This is a genomic window from Curtobacterium sp. MCBD17_028 (assembly GCF_003234875.1).
Classification (GTDB): Bacteria; Actinomycetota; Actinomycetes; order Actinomycetales; family Microbacteriaceae; genus Curtobacterium.
The window spans coordinates 44,145-59,523 of sequence record NZ_QKTQ01000007.1 but is presented as its reverse complement, the minus strand read 5'-3'; the positions used below and the strand labels follow the sequence as shown (position 1 = coordinate 59,523).

The 15,379-nt window shown below is 73.0% G+C and carries 17 protein-coding genes; 9 read left to right on the top strand and 8 right to left on the bottom strand.

What is annotated here, in order from left to right; genetic code table 11:
* Positions 1-33 precede the first annotated feature (33 nt).
* The 4 genes from DEI86_RS10200 to DEI86_RS10185 all read right to left on the bottom strand — a co-directional run bounded on the left by DEI86_RS10200 (position 34) and on the right by DEI86_RS10185 (position 3,606).
* The gene (locus DEI86_RS10200) at positions 34-960 is read right to left on the bottom strand and encodes an ABC transporter permease (protein ID WP_111010003.1); all 927 of its coding nucleotides are present in this window, start codon (positions 958-960) and stop codon (positions 34-36) included.
* Positions 947-1,891 carry an ABC transporter ATP-binding protein gene (locus tag DEI86_RS10195; RefSeq protein ID WP_111049459.1) on the bottom strand — a complete coding sequence of 315 codons (945 nt, stop codon included), beginning with the start codon at positions 1,889-1,891 and terminating at the stop codon, positions 947-949. Before DEI86_RS10195 ends, DEI86_RS10200 begins: the two co-directional genes overlap by 14 nt.
* Positions 1,888-3,006: an outer membrane lipoprotein carrier protein LolA gene (locus tag DEI86_RS10190; protein WP_111013825.1), complete on the bottom strand. Its 1,119-nt coding sequence runs from the start codon at positions 3,004-3,006 to the stop codon at positions 1,888-1,890. The genes DEI86_RS10195 and DEI86_RS10190 overlap by 4 nt, the downstream gene beginning before the upstream one ends.
* Positions 3,007-3,078: 72 nt before the next feature.
* Positions 3,079-3,606, bottom strand: coding sequence for a DinB family protein (locus DEI86_RS10185; RefSeq protein WP_111009998.1), 528 nt, complete (start codon positions 3,604-3,606; stop codon positions 3,079-3,081).
* A gap of 57 nt (positions 3,607-3,663) precedes the next feature.
* Between DEI86_RS10185 and DEI86_RS10180 the strand changes: the two genes are divergently transcribed.
* Positions 3,664-4,353 carry a histidine phosphatase family protein gene (locus DEI86_RS10180; RefSeq protein ID WP_111049458.1) on the top strand — a complete coding sequence of 230 codons (690 nt, stop codon included), beginning with the start codon at positions 3,664-3,666 and terminating at the stop codon, positions 4,351-4,353.
* Positions 4,354-4,390: 37 nt separating this feature from the next.
* Here DEI86_RS10180 and DEI86_RS10175 read toward each other — a convergent pair whose 3' ends face one another.
* Positions 4,391-6,136 carry a glycerol-3-phosphate dehydrogenase/oxidase gene (locus DEI86_RS10175; RefSeq protein ID WP_111049457.1) on the bottom strand — a complete coding sequence of 582 codons (1,746 nt, stop codon included), beginning with the start codon at positions 6,134-6,136 and terminating at the stop codon, positions 4,391-4,393.
* 256 nt (positions 6,137-6,392) lie between these two features.
* On the opposite strand from DEI86_RS10175, the gene DEI86_RS10170 reads away from it, so the two are divergent.
* The 4 genes from DEI86_RS10170 (at position 6,393) to DEI86_RS10155 (ending at position 9,863) form a co-directional block, all read left to right on the top strand.
* Positions 6,393-7,355, top strand: a complete 963-nt coding sequence (locus tag DEI86_RS10170) for a sugar-binding transcriptional regulator (RefSeq protein WP_111009993.1) — start codon at positions 6,393-6,395, stop codon at positions 7,353-7,355.
* A gap of 137 nt (positions 7,356-7,492) precedes the next feature.
* Positions 7,493-8,578, top strand: coding sequence for an iron-containing redox enzyme family protein (locus DEI86_RS10165; protein WP_258370201.1), 1,086 nt, complete (start codon positions 7,493-7,495; stop codon positions 8,576-8,578).
* Positions 8,575-9,627, top strand: a complete 1,053-nt coding sequence (locus DEI86_RS10160; RefSeq protein WP_111049456.1) for a glycosyltransferase family 2 protein — start codon at positions 8,575-8,577, stop codon at positions 9,625-9,627. Before DEI86_RS10165 ends, DEI86_RS10160 begins: the two co-directional genes overlap by 4 nt.
* The gene (locus tag DEI86_RS10155) at positions 9,624-9,863 is read left to right on the top strand and encodes a CDGSH iron-sulfur domain-containing protein (RefSeq protein WP_111009989.1); all 240 of its coding nucleotides are present in this window, start codon (positions 9,624-9,626) and stop codon (positions 9,861-9,863) included. Before DEI86_RS10160 ends, DEI86_RS10155 begins: the two co-directional genes overlap by 4 nt.
* A 66-nt stretch (positions 9,864-9,929) precedes the next feature.
* On the opposite strand, the gene DEI86_RS10150 is transcribed toward DEI86_RS10155, so the two are convergent.
* Positions 9,930-10,397 (bottom strand): DUF4383 domain-containing protein, encoded by a 468-nt coding sequence (locus tag DEI86_RS10150; protein WP_111049455.1) that lies wholly within the window; start codon positions 10,395-10,397, stop codon positions 9,930-9,932.
* Positions 10,398-10,413: 16 nt separating this feature from the next.
* Positions 10,414-10,740 (bottom strand): hypothetical protein, encoded by a 327-nt coding sequence (locus tag DEI86_RS10145; RefSeq protein ID WP_111009985.1) that lies wholly within the window; start codon positions 10,738-10,740, stop codon positions 10,414-10,416.
* Between the two features lie 278 nt (positions 10,741-11,018).
* Between DEI86_RS10145 and ald the strand changes: the two genes are divergently transcribed.
* From ald to DEI86_RS10125, 3 genes are all read left to right on the top strand, one after another.
* Positions 11,019-12,119: an alanine dehydrogenase gene (ald, locus tag DEI86_RS10135; protein ID WP_111035576.1), complete on the top strand. Its 1,101-nt coding sequence runs from the start codon at positions 11,019-11,021 to the stop codon at positions 12,117-12,119.
* Positions 12,120-12,183: 64 nt separating this feature from the next.
* Positions 12,184-13,167 carry a magnesium and cobalt transport protein CorA gene (locus DEI86_RS10130; protein ID WP_111013817.1) on the top strand — a complete coding sequence of 328 codons (984 nt, stop codon included), beginning with the start codon at positions 12,184-12,186 and terminating at the stop codon, positions 13,165-13,167.
* Complete coding sequence (locus tag DEI86_RS10125) at positions 13,158-14,450, top strand: chloride channel protein (RefSeq protein ID WP_258376512.1); 1,293 nt, start codon at positions 13,158-13,160, stop codon at positions 14,448-14,450. The genes DEI86_RS10130 and DEI86_RS10125 overlap by 10 nt, the downstream gene beginning before the upstream one ends.
* Before the next feature lie 69 nt (positions 14,451-14,519).
* Here DEI86_RS10125 and DEI86_RS10120 read toward each other — a convergent pair whose 3' ends face one another.
* Positions 14,520-14,825 carry a hypothetical protein gene (locus DEI86_RS10120; protein ID WP_111009979.1) on the bottom strand — a complete coding sequence of 102 codons (306 nt, stop codon included), beginning with the start codon at positions 14,823-14,825 and terminating at the stop codon, positions 14,520-14,522.
* An 86-nt stretch (positions 14,826-14,911) separates the two neighbouring features.
* On the opposite strand from DEI86_RS10120, the gene DEI86_RS16700 reads away from it, so the two are divergent.
* Entirely contained in the window at positions 14,912-15,277 is a 366-nt protein-coding gene (locus DEI86_RS16700; RefSeq protein WP_111013816.1) for an Rv0909 family putative TA system antitoxin, read from the top strand.
* Positions 15,278-15,379: the final 102 nt, after the last annotated feature.

The window sequence follows — 15,379 nt, the reverse complement described above, 5'->3', positions numbered from 1 at the left end:
CTGCGTCAGCGCGGACGCATGCCCGCGTCCACGTCAGCTCAGGACGTCCTTCCGCACGAACCGCAGTGTGGCGAGGCCGCCGAAGACCACGACGTACGCCGCCTGCAGGAGCGCGTTGTGCCCGAACGACTCGAACGACAGCGGGTCGCGTAACAGGTCCCCGAAGCCGAGCCACAGGTGCGAGAACAGGAACGGGTGGAGCCAGTCGAGCTGGGGGAGCGCGTCGGCGATCTGCGAGGCGCCGGCGAGGACGACCGTGGCGGCCATCGCCCCGACGGGCACCGCGGTGAGCGTCGACGCGAACAGCCCGATCGCGGTGAGCCCGAGCATCGACAGCGTCACGTAGGCGACGAGCAACAGCGCCCGCACGGCGTACTGCACGCCGCCGACCTGGGTGCCGGAGAGCAGCGTCACCGGACCGATCGGGAACAGCGCCGCCCCGATCGCGACACCGACCACGACGATCGTCAGGGTCGCGGCCAGGGCGAACGCACCCGCACCGACGAACTTGACGAGCACGAGCCGGAGCCGGCCGGTCGGCGCGACGAGCAGGTAGCGCAGGGTGCCGAGGTTGGCCTCGCCCGCGATCGTGTCCCCGGACGCGACCCCGATCGTCAGCGGCAGGAACAGCGGGATCGACACCGTCAGCGCCGTGAACGCGACGAACAGCCCGTTGTTCGTGATGTCGGACAGGAACGCCGGGCCGCCCGACGTCCGATGCGTCGCGACCCGGACCGCGACCGCGATGAGGATCGGTACGAGTGCGAGCGCGCCGAGCATCGCCCAGGTGCGCCAGCGGCGGAACAGCACGCGCACCTCGGAGCCGAGGAGCGCGGTGGCGCGCGTGCCCCGGCGACCGGTGTCGGGCCTCCCGGTCGGCGTGACGGCGGTGCCGTCCACCGCGACCGCGCCCCCGTCAGCGGCGCGGTGGCCCGTGCCCGCTGCCTCACCCTGCGACATCGAAACCCTCCCCGGTCAGCGCGACGAAGCGGTCCTCGAGCGTGCCGCCGCCGACGGCGATGCCGCGCACGCGGACGCCGGCCTCGACCAGTGCGGCGGTGACGGTCTCGGCCGGCACCTCGTCCGGGAGGTCCGCCACGAGTCCGTCGGACCGGCTCGTCGCGTCGACGTGGAGGCCGAGCCGCGTGAGCACGATGTGCGCATCGCCCCGGTCCGGGGTCTGCACCGTGACCCGCGCGGTGCCCACCCGTCGGAGCTCGTCGAGCGAACCCTGGGCGACGAGGCTGCCGGCGCGCATCACACCGGCGTGCGTGCACACCTGCTCGATCTCGGCGAGCAGGTGGCTCGACACGAACACGGTGGTGCCGTCGTCGGCGAGCGACCGGATGAGGTTCCGGACCTCACGCGTGCCCTGCGGATCGAGCCCGTTCGTGGGCTCGTCGAGCACGAGGAGGTCACGCTGCGTGAGGAGCGCGTTCGCGAGGCCGAGCCGTTGCTTCATGCCGAGGGAGTAGGCGCCGGCCTTCTTGTCGGCCGCGTGCGTGAGCCCGACGCGGTCGAGGGCGGCGTCCACCCGGCGCGTGCGCGAGGTCGGATCGGAGCGGGGATCGGCGGCGTCGAACCGGTGCAGGTTCGCCCGCCCGGACAGGAACGGGTAGGACGCGGGACCCTCGACGAGCGCGCCGACCCGCGGCAGCACGCTGGGGAGCGCGCGAGGCATGCGTTCACCGAGGACCTCGATCGTCCCGGCGCTCGCCGCGGTCAGGCCGAGGAGCATGCGGATCGTCGTGGTCTTGCCGGAGCCGTTCGGGCCGAGGAACCCGAACACCGAGCCGCGCGGCACCGCCAGGTCGATGCCGTCGACGGCGTGCTGCCGTCGGAAGACCTTGCGCAGACCCTGGGTGCGGATCGCGAGGTCCGCGGTGCTCACTCGGCTGCGGCCTCGAGCGCCGACACCGGCACCGCGCCGGCGAGGACGCGGCCGTCGTCCGTGATGAGGATCGACACGAGCGAGGTCTGCACCGCGCGGCCGCCGTCGACCGCCTTGGTGAGCTGCCCGAACAGCTGCGAGCCGTCGGCGTCGAGCTGGCGCTTCGGGAACGTCCCCGCGGGCAGGGTCACGATGCTCGACCAGCCGTCGCCCTGGACGCTCGGGGTCGGTGCGCCGGAGGCCCGCACGTCACCGGGGGCCACGAGGCCGGGGTGCTTGGCCGTCGAGCTGTGCTCCGCGGCATCGGAGAGGTCCTTCGTCGTCACCTTCGCATCGCTCGGCGGCGTGAAGTCGAACAGAGACGCCTTGGGTGCGCCGTACGAGAGCGCGCTGAACCGCACCGACACCGCTGCCGTGGACTGCCCGCGAGCGTCGATCCGGGCGCTCAGCGGCAGGCCGGTGGACTTGTCGATCGCGATGACGACGTCGTGCACGAGCGTCGACGAGGACTTCGGGGTCAGTCGCACCTGCCAGGCGGCGTGCCCGGCGACCGAGGTGGTCGTCGGCGTGCCGACGTGGGTGCTCGGCGTGATCCCGGCGATCGCCCGCGCGGCGATGTCGGCGGGCGACGCGGACCCCGTGTCGGTGCCGTTCGCTGCCGCGGCGGACGACGGGAGCGTGACGTGCACGGCCTTGTCCGCCTTGGAGTCCCAGGTCCAGACGTCGCGCCCGTTGCGGATGACGTCGCGCTCGGCGAGCTGGTCGAGCACCTGCACGCGGGCCTTGCTGCGACCGTCGACGTAGACGCGCGCCTCGTGCGACGCGGTCAGCAGATCGAGCACGTCCGATGCGCCGGACTGCGCGCTCGACGCCCCGGACGAGCCGCTCGTCGACGGCAGCGACGGCAGACCGAGGTCACTCGTCTGGCTGATCCGCCCGGAGTACGACAGGGTGTCGCTGTGTGCGACGCTCGCGAGCACCTGCGCCGCGGTGGGGTGGCTGCCGGTGGTGGCGGGGGACGGGGTCGCGGCGCTGGCGGCGAGCGGGGCGGCGACCGCCCCGGCGACGACGACCGGCGCGACGACGGCCGGGAGCCAGGTCGACTTCTTCTTCATGACGCATCCCCTTCGACTGCAGGTCCGCTGACGGTACGTCCACAGCCCGAACGTCCGCTGTGGAGGTGCGGATCAGGCGCGCGGTCGGCGGACGTCCGCCAGGTGGTGGACCGGGTCGTGCAGGTAGTACCGGGCGAGGGACTCCACCGTGAACGCACTGCCGTCCGAGCGGAGGCCCGGGCGGTCGACCTGGTCGTCGCGCACCGCGGCGAAGGCGGCTGCGGTCCGATCGGCGGCGGCCAGGAGCTCCTCGGCGACGACGGCCGGGTCCTGCTCGCCGTACCGGTCCTCCACAGCGGTGGCGTCCTGGTCCCAGTTCGGGAACCGGGGCGCGTCCTCGGCGAGCATGAGCTCGAGCCGACCCGCCATCACGCGGTGCACGTCGCGGACGTGGGCGCCGTACTCCAGCGGTGACCACGTCGCGTCGTCCGGACGCTCGCGGACGTCGTCGCGCGCCAGCTCGGCCGGCCACGCGGCGGCGTTCGCACGGACGAGCCCCGGGACCTCGTCGAACGTCACGGTGCGACCGTCGAACCCGCACTCGGGGCACCGGTCCTCGAGCACCCAGGTCCAGTTCTTCGTGTCGGGTTCGATCGGCATGGCGGGACGCTACCGTACCGGGGCCCGCCCGTTCACCGGGGTCCGTAGGCTCGGCGCATGCGTCTCCTGCTCATCCGCCACGGTCAGACTCCCGCGAACGTCGACGGGGTGCTCGACACGCTCGTGCCCGGGCCGGGCCTCACCGCGCTCGGCCGGGAACAGGCGGCCCGGTTGCCCGAGGCGCTCGGCGACCGCGGTGTCGGCGCGGTGTTCGTCTCGGACATGGTCCGGACGCACGAGACGGCGGCACCGCTCGCCGAGGCGCTCCGACTCGAGCCGGTCGAGCTCCCGGGACTCCACGAGATCGACGCGGGCGACCTCGAGGGCAAGCGCGACCGCGCCTCCGTCCTCGAGTACATGGGCACGGTCTCCGCGTGGCTCGAGGGGGACCGCGACCGGCGCATGCCGGGCGGACCGGACGGGCACGCGTTCTTCGCGCGCTTCGACGCCGCCGTGTCGACGATCGCCGCGGGCGGCGCCGACACCGCTGCCGCGTTCAGCCACGGCGCGGCCATCCGGAGCTGGGCGGGTGGGACCGCGACGAACCTCGCGGACCACGCGCTCGCGCGCCACACACTGGAGAACACCGGCATCGTCGAGCTCGACGGCGACCCCGCCAGCGGGTGGACCGTGGTCCGCTGGGAGGGGCAGCCCGTCGGTGGCGACGAGGTCGCGGACCGCAGCGCGCCCGATCCCACGGGCGAGGCGTTCACGCCGCCGGACGGAGCGACGCCCGCCTCCCGGTGATCGGGAGACGGGCGTCGGGGGCCGGCCGGGGCGAGGGTCAGCGCGCCGCGACCGGGGTCGATCCGAGCGGGACGACCACGCCGTGCGCGACGCGGAGCTCCTCGAGCGTCGCGGCGATCTCCTCGTCGCGCTCCTCGGAGGTCCACTGCAGCGCCGTCGCGAGGACGTCGGCGAGCTCGGTGAGGAGCTCGATCGTCACGCCGCCGACGAACGCCAGGTTCGTCCGGCGGAGCACGACGTCGGACAGGTGCACGGCGTGCTCCCGCTCGGCGAAGAACGCCACCTCGGCGGTGGTCAGCTCGGGGTCGGTCTCGAGCGGCACGACGGGCTGGTCGAGGAGCACGTCGATGACCTCGGTCGCCCGGGTGCCGTACCGGGTGAGGAGCCGGTCCACGGCTGCGGGGTCGAGCCCGTCGCGGTGCGTCTGCACCCACAGGGCGCGGTCGCTGTCGGTCGTCGGGAAGTCCTTGCCGCCGCCGATCGGCATACCCGTCGTGTCGACCTTCCGGGTGACATCGAGGCGGTTCGTCACCTCGGTCGACAGGTGCGCGGACAGGGCGCGGAACGTGGTCCACTTGCCGCCGACGAGCGAGAGCACCGTGGCGGACCCGAGGCCGTCGATCGGCGTCTCGACGATGCGGTAGTCACGTGAGACGAACCCGGGGGCGGTGTCCTCGTGCCGGGGGAGCGGCCGGATGCCCGAGTAGCGGTAGACGATGTGCTCGCGGTCGAGGGCGATCTGCGGGAACACGTGCCGGACGAGGTCGAAGAAGTAGTCGACCTCCTCCTCGGTGCACACGGCGGGCTCGGCGGGGTCGGCGTCGATGTCGGTCGTGCCGATGAGCACCCGGCCCTTGAGCGGGTAGATGAGCACGATGCGGCCGTCGTCGTTCTCGAAGAAGATCTCGCGGCCCTTCGTCGCCGCGAGCAGCTCCGGGTTGTCGACGACGATGTGGGAGCCCTTCGTGCCGCCCATGTACGCCGTCTCGCCCCCGAACGCCGCGTTCGTCAGGTCGGTCCACGGCCCGGAGGCGTTGACGACGACCGGCGCGGTGACGACGAACTCGGTCCCCGACTCGACGTCGCGGAGCAGGACGCCGCCGTCGCGCGTGGCGACGGCCTCGACGTAGTTCGCCGAGCGGGCGGTCGCGACGCTGCCGTTCCCGGTACCCGCGGCGAGCCCGTCCTTGAGGACGTCGAGCGCCAGGCGCTCGGGCTCGTGCACGGACGCGTCGTAGTAGGTGCCCGTGTACTTGAGGTCGTGGTTCAGGGCGGGCATGTCCTCGAGCGCGGCCTTCTTCGTGAGGAAGCGGTGCTTCGGCACGGATCCGCCGTCACGCGAGAACGAGTCGTAGAGCGTCATGCCGATCTTGATGAGGGCCGCGCCACGCTCCTTGGTGGACCGCTGCTTGTGCGTCAGCATCCGCAGCGGGGCGTTCATGATCCCCGAGAACGTGGAGAACACCGGCATCGTCGTCTGCAGCGGCTTGACGTAGTGCGGGGCGATCTTGATGAGGCCGTTGCGCTCCTGCACGGACTCGCGGACCAGCCGGAACTCGCCGTTCTCGAGGTAGCGGATGCCGCCGTGGATCATGTGGCTCGACGCGGCCGAGGCCCCCGACGCGTAGTCGTTCCGCTCGACGAGCACGACGTCGACGCCCTGCAGCGCGAGGTCGCGGAAGGTCGCGATGCCGTTGATGCCCCCACCGACGACGAGGACCTGGGCGGTGGGCCGGTCGGTGATGGCCGCGACGTTCGGTCGCAGCGCGGTCTTCTTCGACATGTGGTTCGTCTTCCTCCTCAGCGACGCGGCCGGATTCGCCGCGGCGACTCCTCGATGGTGCGCGCCACTGACAGGAGGGGCAACCCGCCTGCACGAACGTGCACCGGGCCTCCAGAGCGGCGCCGACCGGTGGCAACGCACGTCCGCTGGGGGCGAGAATGGAGCCAGCGGCCCTGCACGTGCGTGCAGGGCGCGCGAGCATGGTGCCGCGCGACGCTGGTGCCGCTGCACGGCACACGAACGCGGAGGACGCACGATGAGCGACGCGGCACAGGCGGTGCGGACGCAACAGGCGCTCCGCGCCGCGCACCTGTACTACATGCAGGACCTGACGATGGAGGCGATCGCCGACGAACTCGGGACGTCCCGGTCGTCCGTCTCGCGGCTGCTCAAGTACGCCCGCGACACCGGGCTCGTCGACATCCAGATCCGGTCCCCGCTCGACCAGGCCGCGGCCCTGAGCCGTGCCCTGCGCACCCGGTTCGACGTGCACGCGCACGTCGTGCCCGTGCCCGACCACACGAGCGACGTCGACCGGCTCGAACGCGTCGCGCTCTCCGCCGCCCGGATCCTGACGCAGTACATCGACTCGAACATGGTGATCGGGATCTCGTGGGGCTCGACGGTGAGTGCGATCAGCCGGTACCTCGTGCCGAAGGCGACGCACGGCTCGACGATCGTGCAGGTGAACGGTGCGGCCAACACACGCACGACCGGCATCGTCTACGCCAGCGAGATCCTCCGCCGCTTCGGCGACGCGTACGGGGCGGTCGTCCAGCAGTTCCCGGTCCCCGCGTTCTTCGACGACCCGGCGACGAAGGCCGCGCTGTTCCGCGAGCGGAGCCTCCGCCCGGTGCTCGACCTGCATCAGCGCATGGACCTCGTGCTGTTCGGGGTCGGCTCGCCCCAGGCCCTCGTCCCGAGCCACGTGTACTCGGGCGGGTACCTCGACCCGGCCGACCGCGAGGAGCTCAAGCGCGACGGCGTCGTCGGCGACGTCACGACGGTGTTCTACCGGGCCGACGGTTCCTGGCGGGACATCGGCCTGAACGCCCGCGCCGGTGCGCCGGACCTCGACACCCTGAAGCGCGCGCCGCGGCGGATCTGCGTCGTCGCGGGGCGCTCGAAGGTCACGAGCCTCGAGGGGGCGCTGGCGGCCGGGCTCGTGACGGACCTCATCGTCGACGAGAGCGCGGGACAGGCGCTGCTCGGCTCCTGAGCGACGGGGAGGCCGACCGCCGAAGCCGGGTCACGGGGGACCCGTCGGGGGACACGGGTCGGGGGACGAACCCGGACGTGTTCCCAGCTGGGCGGGCGTAGGCATGGCGAGCTGTCCGACCACGCAAGGAGCCCTCCATGGCCGTCCTCGACGCTGCCGACGTCCTCACCCAGACCCCGATGCCGTACCCGGCACCGCGCGGGCCGCTCGGCGAGGCGATCCGCGCCGTGCTCACCGAGCGTCCGGAGGCCGACCGATCCGCGCTCACCGACACCGCCCGCCGCGCGATCGCCGACGCCGAGGACCTCATCCGCGACGACGACGTGCAGAGCAGCCTCTTCGTGCTCCAGGAGCTCGCCTACGGGGGCATCCAGGGTGTCGACGACCGCTTCGAGTGGGACCCGGACCTCCTCGCGGTGCGTGCCGTGCTCGAGGAGGCGTTCGAGGCCGAGCTCCGCCGCAGGGTGCCGATGCCCGAGCGACCCGAGCCGACCGCGGACGCCGTCGCGGCGGCCCTGTTCGCGATGACCTCCGCCGACTCGGGGCCGAGCCTCTCGCGCTACGTCGCCCGGAAGGCCACGCTCGAGCAGGTCCGCGACCTCCTCGTGAACCGGACGGTCTACACGCTCAAGGAGGCCGACCCGCACTCCTGGGCGATCCCGCGCCTGACCGGCCGCGCCAAGGCCGCGCTCGTCGAGATCCAGTCGGACGAGTACGGCGGGGGCCGGCCGAAGCGCATGCACTCCGCGATCTTCGCCCGCACCGTCCGTGCCGCCGGACTCGACGACTCCTACGGCGCGTACGTCGACGCCGTGTCGGCGCTGACGCTCGCGACGAACACGATGATGAGCCTGTTCGGGCAGCACCGTCGGTTGCGCGGTGCGACTGTCGGACACCTGGCGGCGTACGAGATGACCTCGTCCATCCCCAACAAGCTGTACGGGGACGGTTTCCGGCGCCTCGGCTTCGACGAGGACGCCACGTGGTACTTCGACGAGCACGTCGAGGCCGACGCGGTCCACGAGCAGATCGCCGGGCGCGACCTCGCGGGCGGCCTCGTCGAGGCCGAGCCCGCGCTCCTCGACGACGTGCTGTTCGGCGCCGCCGCGTCGCTCACCGTCGACGGCTGGGCCGCCGCCGAACTGCTCGAGGCGTACCAGGCCGGGCGGTCCTCGCTCCGCGCACCGGTGCAGGTGGCCGCACCGTCCCTCCAGGCCGGATGACCGCACGCGGCGGGGGTCCCCGTCCCGTCGGCCACGCCGCCGACGGCGGCGCCGAGCGCCTGCCGGCCGAGTACGTCCTGCCGCTCCGGTGGGACGACGACACCGACCCGACGGAACTCGCCGCCTACCTGGCGCGCCTCGTCGGGGTCGTCGACGTCACCGTCGTCGACGGCTCGTCGACGGTCGCGGTCGAACGGCACCGCGCCGCGTTCCCGCCGGGGGTCCGGCTGCTGCCGCCACGGGACCGGGCCGGGAGGAACGGCAAGGTCCGCGGGGTGGTCACCGGTGTCGAGACGGCGCGGCACGACGCGGTCGTGGTGGCGGACGACGACGTCCGGTACGACGAGCCCGCGCTCGCCCGTGTCGTCGCGCAGCTCGCTGACGCGGAGGTCGTCCGGCCGCAGAACCACTTCCACCCGTCGCCGTGGCACGCCCGCTGGGACACCGGCCGCACGCTGCTCAACCGCGCGCTCGGGTCGGACTGGCCCGGGACGCTCGGCGTCCGACGCGGGGTGCTGCTCGCGACGGGCGGGTACGACGGGGACGTCCTGTTCGAGAACTGCGAGCTCGTCCGGACCGTGCTGGCCGTCGGGGGCCGACAGGTCCGCCTCGACGACTGCTTCGTCTCCCGCCGTCCGCCGACCGTCCGGCACTTCCTGGGGCAACGCGTGCGCCAGGCGTACGACTCGTGGGCGCAACCGCTCCGGCTCGCCCTGGAACTCGCCGTCCTGCCCGCGGTGCTGCTCGCCGTGCGTCGGCCGCGGTGGCTCGTGGGCGGGGCGGTCGCCGTGGTCGGGCTCGCCGAACTCGGCCGCCGCCGCGCCGGGGGGACCGCCGTGTTCCCGCCGACCGCGGCGCTGTGGTCGCCGCTGTGGCTCGCCGAGCGCGCGGTGTGCTCCTGGCTCGCCGTCGTCGCCCGGGCCCGCGGCGGCGTGCGGTACGCGGGCGAACGGCTCCCGCGCGCGGCCAGCCCGTTGCCGCTGCTCCGCCGACGCCTCGCCGGTGTCGGCTCCGTGACCGACACCCCGACGGAGGGACCCCGCCCATGACCCACGACCCCGACATCGAGATCGTCGCGTGCCCCGACGGGCCGCTCCTCGTGCGCGGCGACGTCCGCATCACGAACCCCGACGGCGAGGACCTGCCCCGCCGCCGACGCACGGTCGCGCTCTGCCGGTGCGGCAAGTCGATGCTCAAGCCGTACTGCGACGGGACGCACAAGATCATCGGCTTCCGGACCGAGCCGGAGCTGCCCGCCACGGACGTCGCGGCCGACCCGGTCTGACCGTCACCATGACGACAGCGGGCCCGCGACGATCGTCGCGGGCCCGCTGTCGTGCGTCCGGGGCTGTCAGCCCACGGTGCGGATGCGGTCGTCCCGGCGGCTGCGCGAGCGCGGCAGCACGAAGCCGAGCAGGATCATGCCGACGGCGAGCACGAGGTGCAGCCAGTTGTCGGCCGTGTTGAGCGGCACGAAGTTCGCCCCGCTCGTGTGGTTCGCGGTGAACAGACCGTAGATCCAGAGGACGGCGTAGACGATGCCGCCGATGATCAGGTACGCGCGCGAAGCACCGGCACCGCGGGCGGCGATGACACCGACGACACCGAAGGCCAGGTGCACGATGTTGTGGAGCACGGACACCTGGAACACGCCGAGCAACATCGCCATCGAGCCTGATCCGGCACCGCTCAGCGAGCCGGTCGTGATCCCCGGGATGAACCCGGCGATCCCGACGACCAGGAAGACGATCCCGACGATCAGCGCGCCCTTCTGGACGGCGGTCGCGGCGTAGGGCGGGTGGGCGGAGGAGTCGGACATGGGAGTTCCTTCCTGATCAGCGCGGCATGGCCGGGTTGGTGGGATCGCCGTGTGACGGCGGGTTGATCGGCGGCCCGGAGGTCGCGGGGGTCACGCCGCCCCCGGGCACGCCGGCCTGGACCTCCGGCAGGTGGTCCGGCACGGAGCCGTGGGGTTCGGCGCCGGCGTCGAGGGCCTCGAGCCGGTGGCGCAGGACCTCGACGACCGGCAGGCGGTCGCCGTGGGCCCGTTCGTGGTCGAGCAGCGCCTGCAGGTCCGAGCGATCGAGAGCGACGATCCGTTCCCGGAGCGCCCCGAGCGGCACGTGGTCGAAGTCGGGGATCGCGAGTTCCTCGTTGGTCATCACAGGTCCTTCCCCTCGACGGCTCGTCGTCGAGTGGCCTGGACGGTACCCGGATCGGACTGCCCGGTCGCGCAGTGAACGGGGGACAGTCCGGCCGGGAGGCCCGCCACCGGTCGATCCTTCGGCGCACGCCCGTGCGGGGCGCCCCGGACCGAATTGACGAGCACGATCAGCGCGTGCGACCGAACGATGTGCTGCTGTGACACGGCCGGTCGAAACGGATGCCTGAATGACTTCGACCCCGCGGGCCGCCGCGGGCACGACCACGAGGAGTCTCCATGCTGATCGGTGTCCCCACCGAGGTGAAGAACAACGAGTTCCGGGTCGCCGTGACCCCGGCGGGCGTCGCCGAGCTCACCCTGCACGGGCACCGGGTGCTCGTGCAGGGTGGCGCGGGCGCGGGCAGTGCCTTCACCGATGACGAGTACGCGGGCGCCGGTGCCGAGGTCGTCCCCGACGCCGCCGCCGTCTGGGGTGCCGCGGACATGGTGCTCAAGGTGAAGGAACCCGTCGCGAGCGAGTACCCGCTCATCCGGCCCGGCCAGGTGCTGTTCACCTACCTGCACCTCGCGGCGGACCGGCCGCTCACCGAGGCGCTCCGGGCGTCCGGCGCAACGGCGATCGCGTACGAGACGGTGCAGCTGCCCGACCGGTCGCTGCCCCTGCTCTCGCCGATGTCGGAGATCGCCGGGCGGCTCGCCGCACAGGTCGGCGCGAACCAGCTCATGCGCACCGCGGGCGGTCGTGGCCTGCTGCTCGGCGGCGTGCCCGGGACCCCGAAGGGCCGCGTCGTCGTCATCGGCGGCGGGGTCGCCGGCGAACACGCGGCGGCGATGGCCCTCGGGCTCGGCGCCGAGGTCACCGTCATCGACATCGCGCTCCCGCGCCTCCGTGCCCTCGACGCGCGGTTCGACGGCCGCGTGACCACCCTCCGTTCGAGCAGCTACGCGATCGCCGAGGCCCTGCGTGACGCGGACCTCGTGATCGGCTCGGTGCTCATCCCCGGGGCCGCCGCGCCGAAGCTCGTGACCGACGCCATGGTCGCGGACATGCGCCCCGGCTCCGTGCTCGTCGACATCGCGATCGACCAGGGCGGTTGCTTCGAGGGCTCCCGGCCCACCACGCACGACGACCCGACGTTCGCGGTGCACGGCTCGATGTACTACTGCGTCGCGAACATGCCCGGCGCGGTGCCGCGGACGAGCACGATCTCGCTGACGAACGCGACCCTGCCGTACGCCGTCGCGATCGCCGACGCCGGCTGGGAGCGGGCGCTCGCCGCGGACCCGTCGCTCGCGAAGGGCCTCAACGTGCACGCCGGCGCCGTCGTCAACGCGGCCGTCGCCGCTGCGCACGGCCTCGAGGTCGCCACGGCCTGACCGCTGGGGCGTGGGTGGTCCGACCCAGCGCGAGCGGTCCCGTACGCTTCGGGGCGGAGGACCCATGCCCGTCGCGCTCAACACCGTCTTCGTCGACCAGATCGCCCCGATCTCCTCGACCTCGCTCGAGGAGACCTTCCGGATGGTGGCGGAGGACCAGGCCGCCGCGTGCCTCTGCCTCGACCACCCCACGCCCGAGGAGCTCGGGGACGTCGCCGTGGCGTTCGGGCTGCACGAACTCGCCGTCGAGGACTCCGCCCACGGGCACCAGCGGCCGAAGCTCGAACGCTACGGGGACACCCTGTTCGCGGTGCTGCGTCCCGCCCTCTACGTCGACGCCGACGAGGTCGTCCGGTTCGGCGAGATCCACGCGTTCGTCGGTCCCCGCTTCTTCGTCGCCGTCGTCAAGGAGGACCCGCGAGGGTCCGTCGCCATCACCACCGCCCTCACCCGCCTGGCGCACAAGTCCGGCCTGGTCGGCGCGGGACCGCAGGCACAGCTCTGGGCCCTGTTCGACTCCATCGTCGACGGGTACCGTCCCGTCGCCGACGGGCTCGAGGAGGACATCAACCAGATCGAGGACCAGCTGTTCGCCGGCGTCGCGAACACGTCGCGACGCATCTACGAGCTGTTCGGCGAGGTCGTCGACTTCCAGCGTGCGACCCGGCCGCTCGTCGCCATGCTCGAGGCGCTGCACCGCGGCGCCGACAAGTACCACATGCCCCTCGAGCTCCAGCGGCGGTTCCGCGACGTGCTCGACCACGTCATCCGGATCACGGACCGCGCCGACACGTTCCGTGCGCTCCTCCAGAACGCGCTGACGGTCGACGCCACCCTGGCGGCGCAGAAGCAGAACGACGACACCAAGCGCATCTCGGCGTGGGCCGCGATCCTGTTCGCCCCGACGCTCATCGCCGCGATCTACGGCATGAACTTCACGAACATGCCCGAGCTGCACTGGCGGTACGGGTACCCCCTGTCGATCGTCGCGATGGTCGTGTTCGCGGTCGTCCTGTTCGTCGTCTTCAAGGTCAAGCGGTGGTTCTGACCGGAGCCGGGCCGCGCGCGCACTCCACGCCGCACTGGACCCTCCGCATCGTCGTCGTCACCGCGCTCGTCGGGGTCGCGGGCGGCGTCGCTGGCATCAGCGTGTGGGTCGCGCTGCACCTCATCCAGGTCGTCGCGTTCGGGTTCCCGTTCCACACGGGGGACGAGGCGGCGGACGAGCCGGACGCCCTGCACCGGTTCCTGGCGGTCTTCGCCGCGGGCCTCCTGGCCGGGGTCGCGTGGTGGGCGCTCCGCCGGTGGGGCCGCCCCGTCGTCGCCGTGCAGGGCGCGGTCGACGGCCGGCACATGCCGTCGCTCGTCACGGTCGCGAACGCCGGGATCCAGATCGTCATCGTCGGACTCGGAGCCTCGATCGGCAAGGAGGTCGCACCGCGTGAGATCGGGGCCTGGCTCAGCCAGCAGATCACCGACCGTGCCGGGCTGACCCGCCGCGAGACGCGGATCCTCGTCGCCTGCGGTGCCGCGGCGGGACTCGCCGCCGTGTACGACGTGCCGCTCGGCGGAGCGCTGTTCGCCGTCGAGGTCCTGCTCGGTGAGATCACCTTCGCCACCGCCTTGCCCGCGTTCGCGACGAGTGCGATCGCCGCGCTCGTCGCCCGGGCCGTCGTGCCCGTCGAGACCCTCTACACGGTGCCGACGCTCACCCTGTCGCCGTCGCTCGTCGTGTGGGCGGTGCTCGTCGGACCGGTGCTCGGCTTCGCCGGGATCGGGTTCGTCCGCCTGACGAACCGGCTGCAGACCGCACGATCGCGCGGGTGGCGCGTCATGGTCGTCATGCCCGTCGTGTTCGCCGGTGTGGGAGCGGTCGCGATCTGGTTCCCCCAGGTCCTCGGCAACGGTCGCGCCCTCGGACAGGCGGCGTTCGGCACCCACCTGCACGACGCGGCGGTGCTCGGACTGGCCCCGGTCCTCCTGGTCGGCGTCCTGTCGCTGGCGAAGACCGCGACGACGACAGCGACCATCGGTGCCGGGGCCGCCGGTGGCACGCTCACCCCGTCGATCGCGATCGGTGCGACCGCGGGGGCGTTCCTCGGCGGCGCGTGGCTGCTCGTCTGGCCGGGGTCGGGGCTCGCCGCGTTCGCGTTCATCGGCGCCGCCGCGTTCCTGGCGACGACGATGCGCGCCCCGTTCACGGCGCTCGTCCTCGTCGTCGAGTTCACCGGGCAGGGGCCGACGATCCTCATCCCGGCGCTCCTGGCGGTCGGCGGTGCCGTGGCCGTCGGGTACGTCCTCGGGCGGCGTCGCCTGGTCGGGGTGGCGTAGCGCCGGAGCGGCCACGGGTGCGCCGTTCGTGACGGCGGGGTCCTCGCTGGGCGCCGGGGCCGGCGCGGCCTACTTCCCGAGCGACGCCAGCAGGGGGAGCATCAGCCCGGCCACCCAGATGAGCACGAAGAGCAGGCCACCCAGGACGGTCAGGCGCCGCCAGCGGCGGGTCGGGAGGTCCGGGGTCGAGCCCCACATCTGCGACCGGGTGACGACCCGGTTGGCCTGCGCGACGACCCGCGCGACGTCCGGATCGGACGTGTCGAGCAGCCCGTCGGCCGCGTTCGTCGAGATCCGCTCGGCCTCCTCGAGCGGCATGGTCAGCCGTGGAGGTCGCTCGCGGCGGGCGACGCGTGCGGACCGCTCGTTGCGCATGGGCGTCCTCGTTCGTTCGGGGTGTGCCCCGAGTCTGCTCCGTCCGGCGGGTGTCCGTCCAGGGCATCGCGCCTAGGATCGCGCGCATGGCCGGGTTCGATGACATCAGCAAGAAGGCCCAGGAGTTCCTGGGCAACGACAAGGTGAAGAACGCCCTCCGCAGCGAGCAGGCCGAGGGCCTCAGCGACAAGGTGCTCGACGCGGTGCAGGGCGCGGTGGACAAGGCCACCGGCGGCAAGTACAGCGACCAGCTCAAGGGCGCGCGGGACCAGGCCGACAAGCACATCGGCAAGGTCGTGGGGCCAGGAGGGGACGACCGGGGGCACGACGCGCAGGCACACGGCGACCACGGCGTGGCGGGTCACGGGGGCCACGCGGCGCACGGCGCACCGGACCAGGAGCACGACGGCGGACCGCACCACGGCGACGGATCGGGCAAGCACAAGGCCTGACCGCGGTCACCGACTGGACGGGATCCGGAACAGCGGGGACCATGGACGGGTCGCCCTCGGGTGACGACGTCGCCGGCACCGTGCCGAGCGACACCGCCCACC

Coding starts and splice junctions, on each gene's coding strand:
- ald (WP_111035576.1), top strand. CDS start 11,019: ATGCTGATCGGTGTCCCCACCGAGGTGAAGAACAACGAGTTCCGGGTC.
- DEI86_RS10170 (WP_111009993.1), top strand. CDS start 6,393: ATGAGCGACGCGGCACAGGCGGTGCGGACGCAACAGGCGCTCCGCGCC.
- DEI86_RS10130 (WP_111013817.1), top strand. CDS start 12,184: ATGCCCGTCGCGCTCAACACCGTCTTCGTCGACCAGATCGCCCCGATC.
- DEI86_RS10190 (WP_111013825.1), bottom strand. CDS start 3,006: ATGAAGAAGAAGTCGACCTGGCTCCCGGCCGTCGTCGCGCCGGTCGTC.
- DEI86_RS10180 (WP_111049458.1), top strand. CDS start 3,664: ATGCGTCTCCTGCTCATCCGCCACGGTCAGACTCCCGCGAACGTCGAC.
- DEI86_RS10150 (WP_111049455.1), bottom strand. CDS start 10,397: ATGTCCGACTCCTCCGCCCACCCGCCCTACGCCGCGACCGCCGTCCAG.
- DEI86_RS16700 (WP_111013816.1), top strand. CDS start 14,912: ATGGCCGGGTTCGATGACATCAGCAAGAAGGCCCAGGAGTTCCTGGGC.
- DEI86_RS10200 (WP_111010003.1), bottom strand. CDS start 960: ATGTCGCAGGGTGAGGCAGCGGGCACGGGCCACCGCGCCGCTGACGGG.
- DEI86_RS10160 (WP_111049456.1), top strand. CDS start 8,575: ATGACCGCACGCGGCGGGGGTCCCCGTCCCGTCGGCCACGCCGCCGAC.
- DEI86_RS10165 (WP_258370201.1), top strand. CDS start 7,493: ATGGCCGTCCTCGACGCTGCCGACGTCCTCACCCAGACCCCGATGCCG.
- DEI86_RS10175 (WP_111049457.1), bottom strand. CDS start 6,136: ATGTCGAAGAAGACCGCGCTGCGACCGAACGTCGCGGCCATCACCGAC.
- DEI86_RS10120 (WP_111009979.1), bottom strand. CDS start 14,825: ATGCGCAACGAGCGGTCCGCACGCGTCGCCCGCCGCGAGCGACCTCCA.
- DEI86_RS10185 (WP_111009998.1), bottom strand. CDS start 3,606: ATGCCGATCGAACCCGACACGAAGAACTGGACCTGGGTGCTCGAGGAC.
- DEI86_RS10155 (WP_111009989.1), top strand. CDS start 9,624: ATGACCCACGACCCCGACATCGAGATCGTCGCGTGCCCCGACGGGCCG.
- DEI86_RS10145 (WP_111009985.1), bottom strand. CDS start 10,740: ATGACCAACGAGGAACTCGCGATCCCCGACTTCGACCACGTGCCGCTC.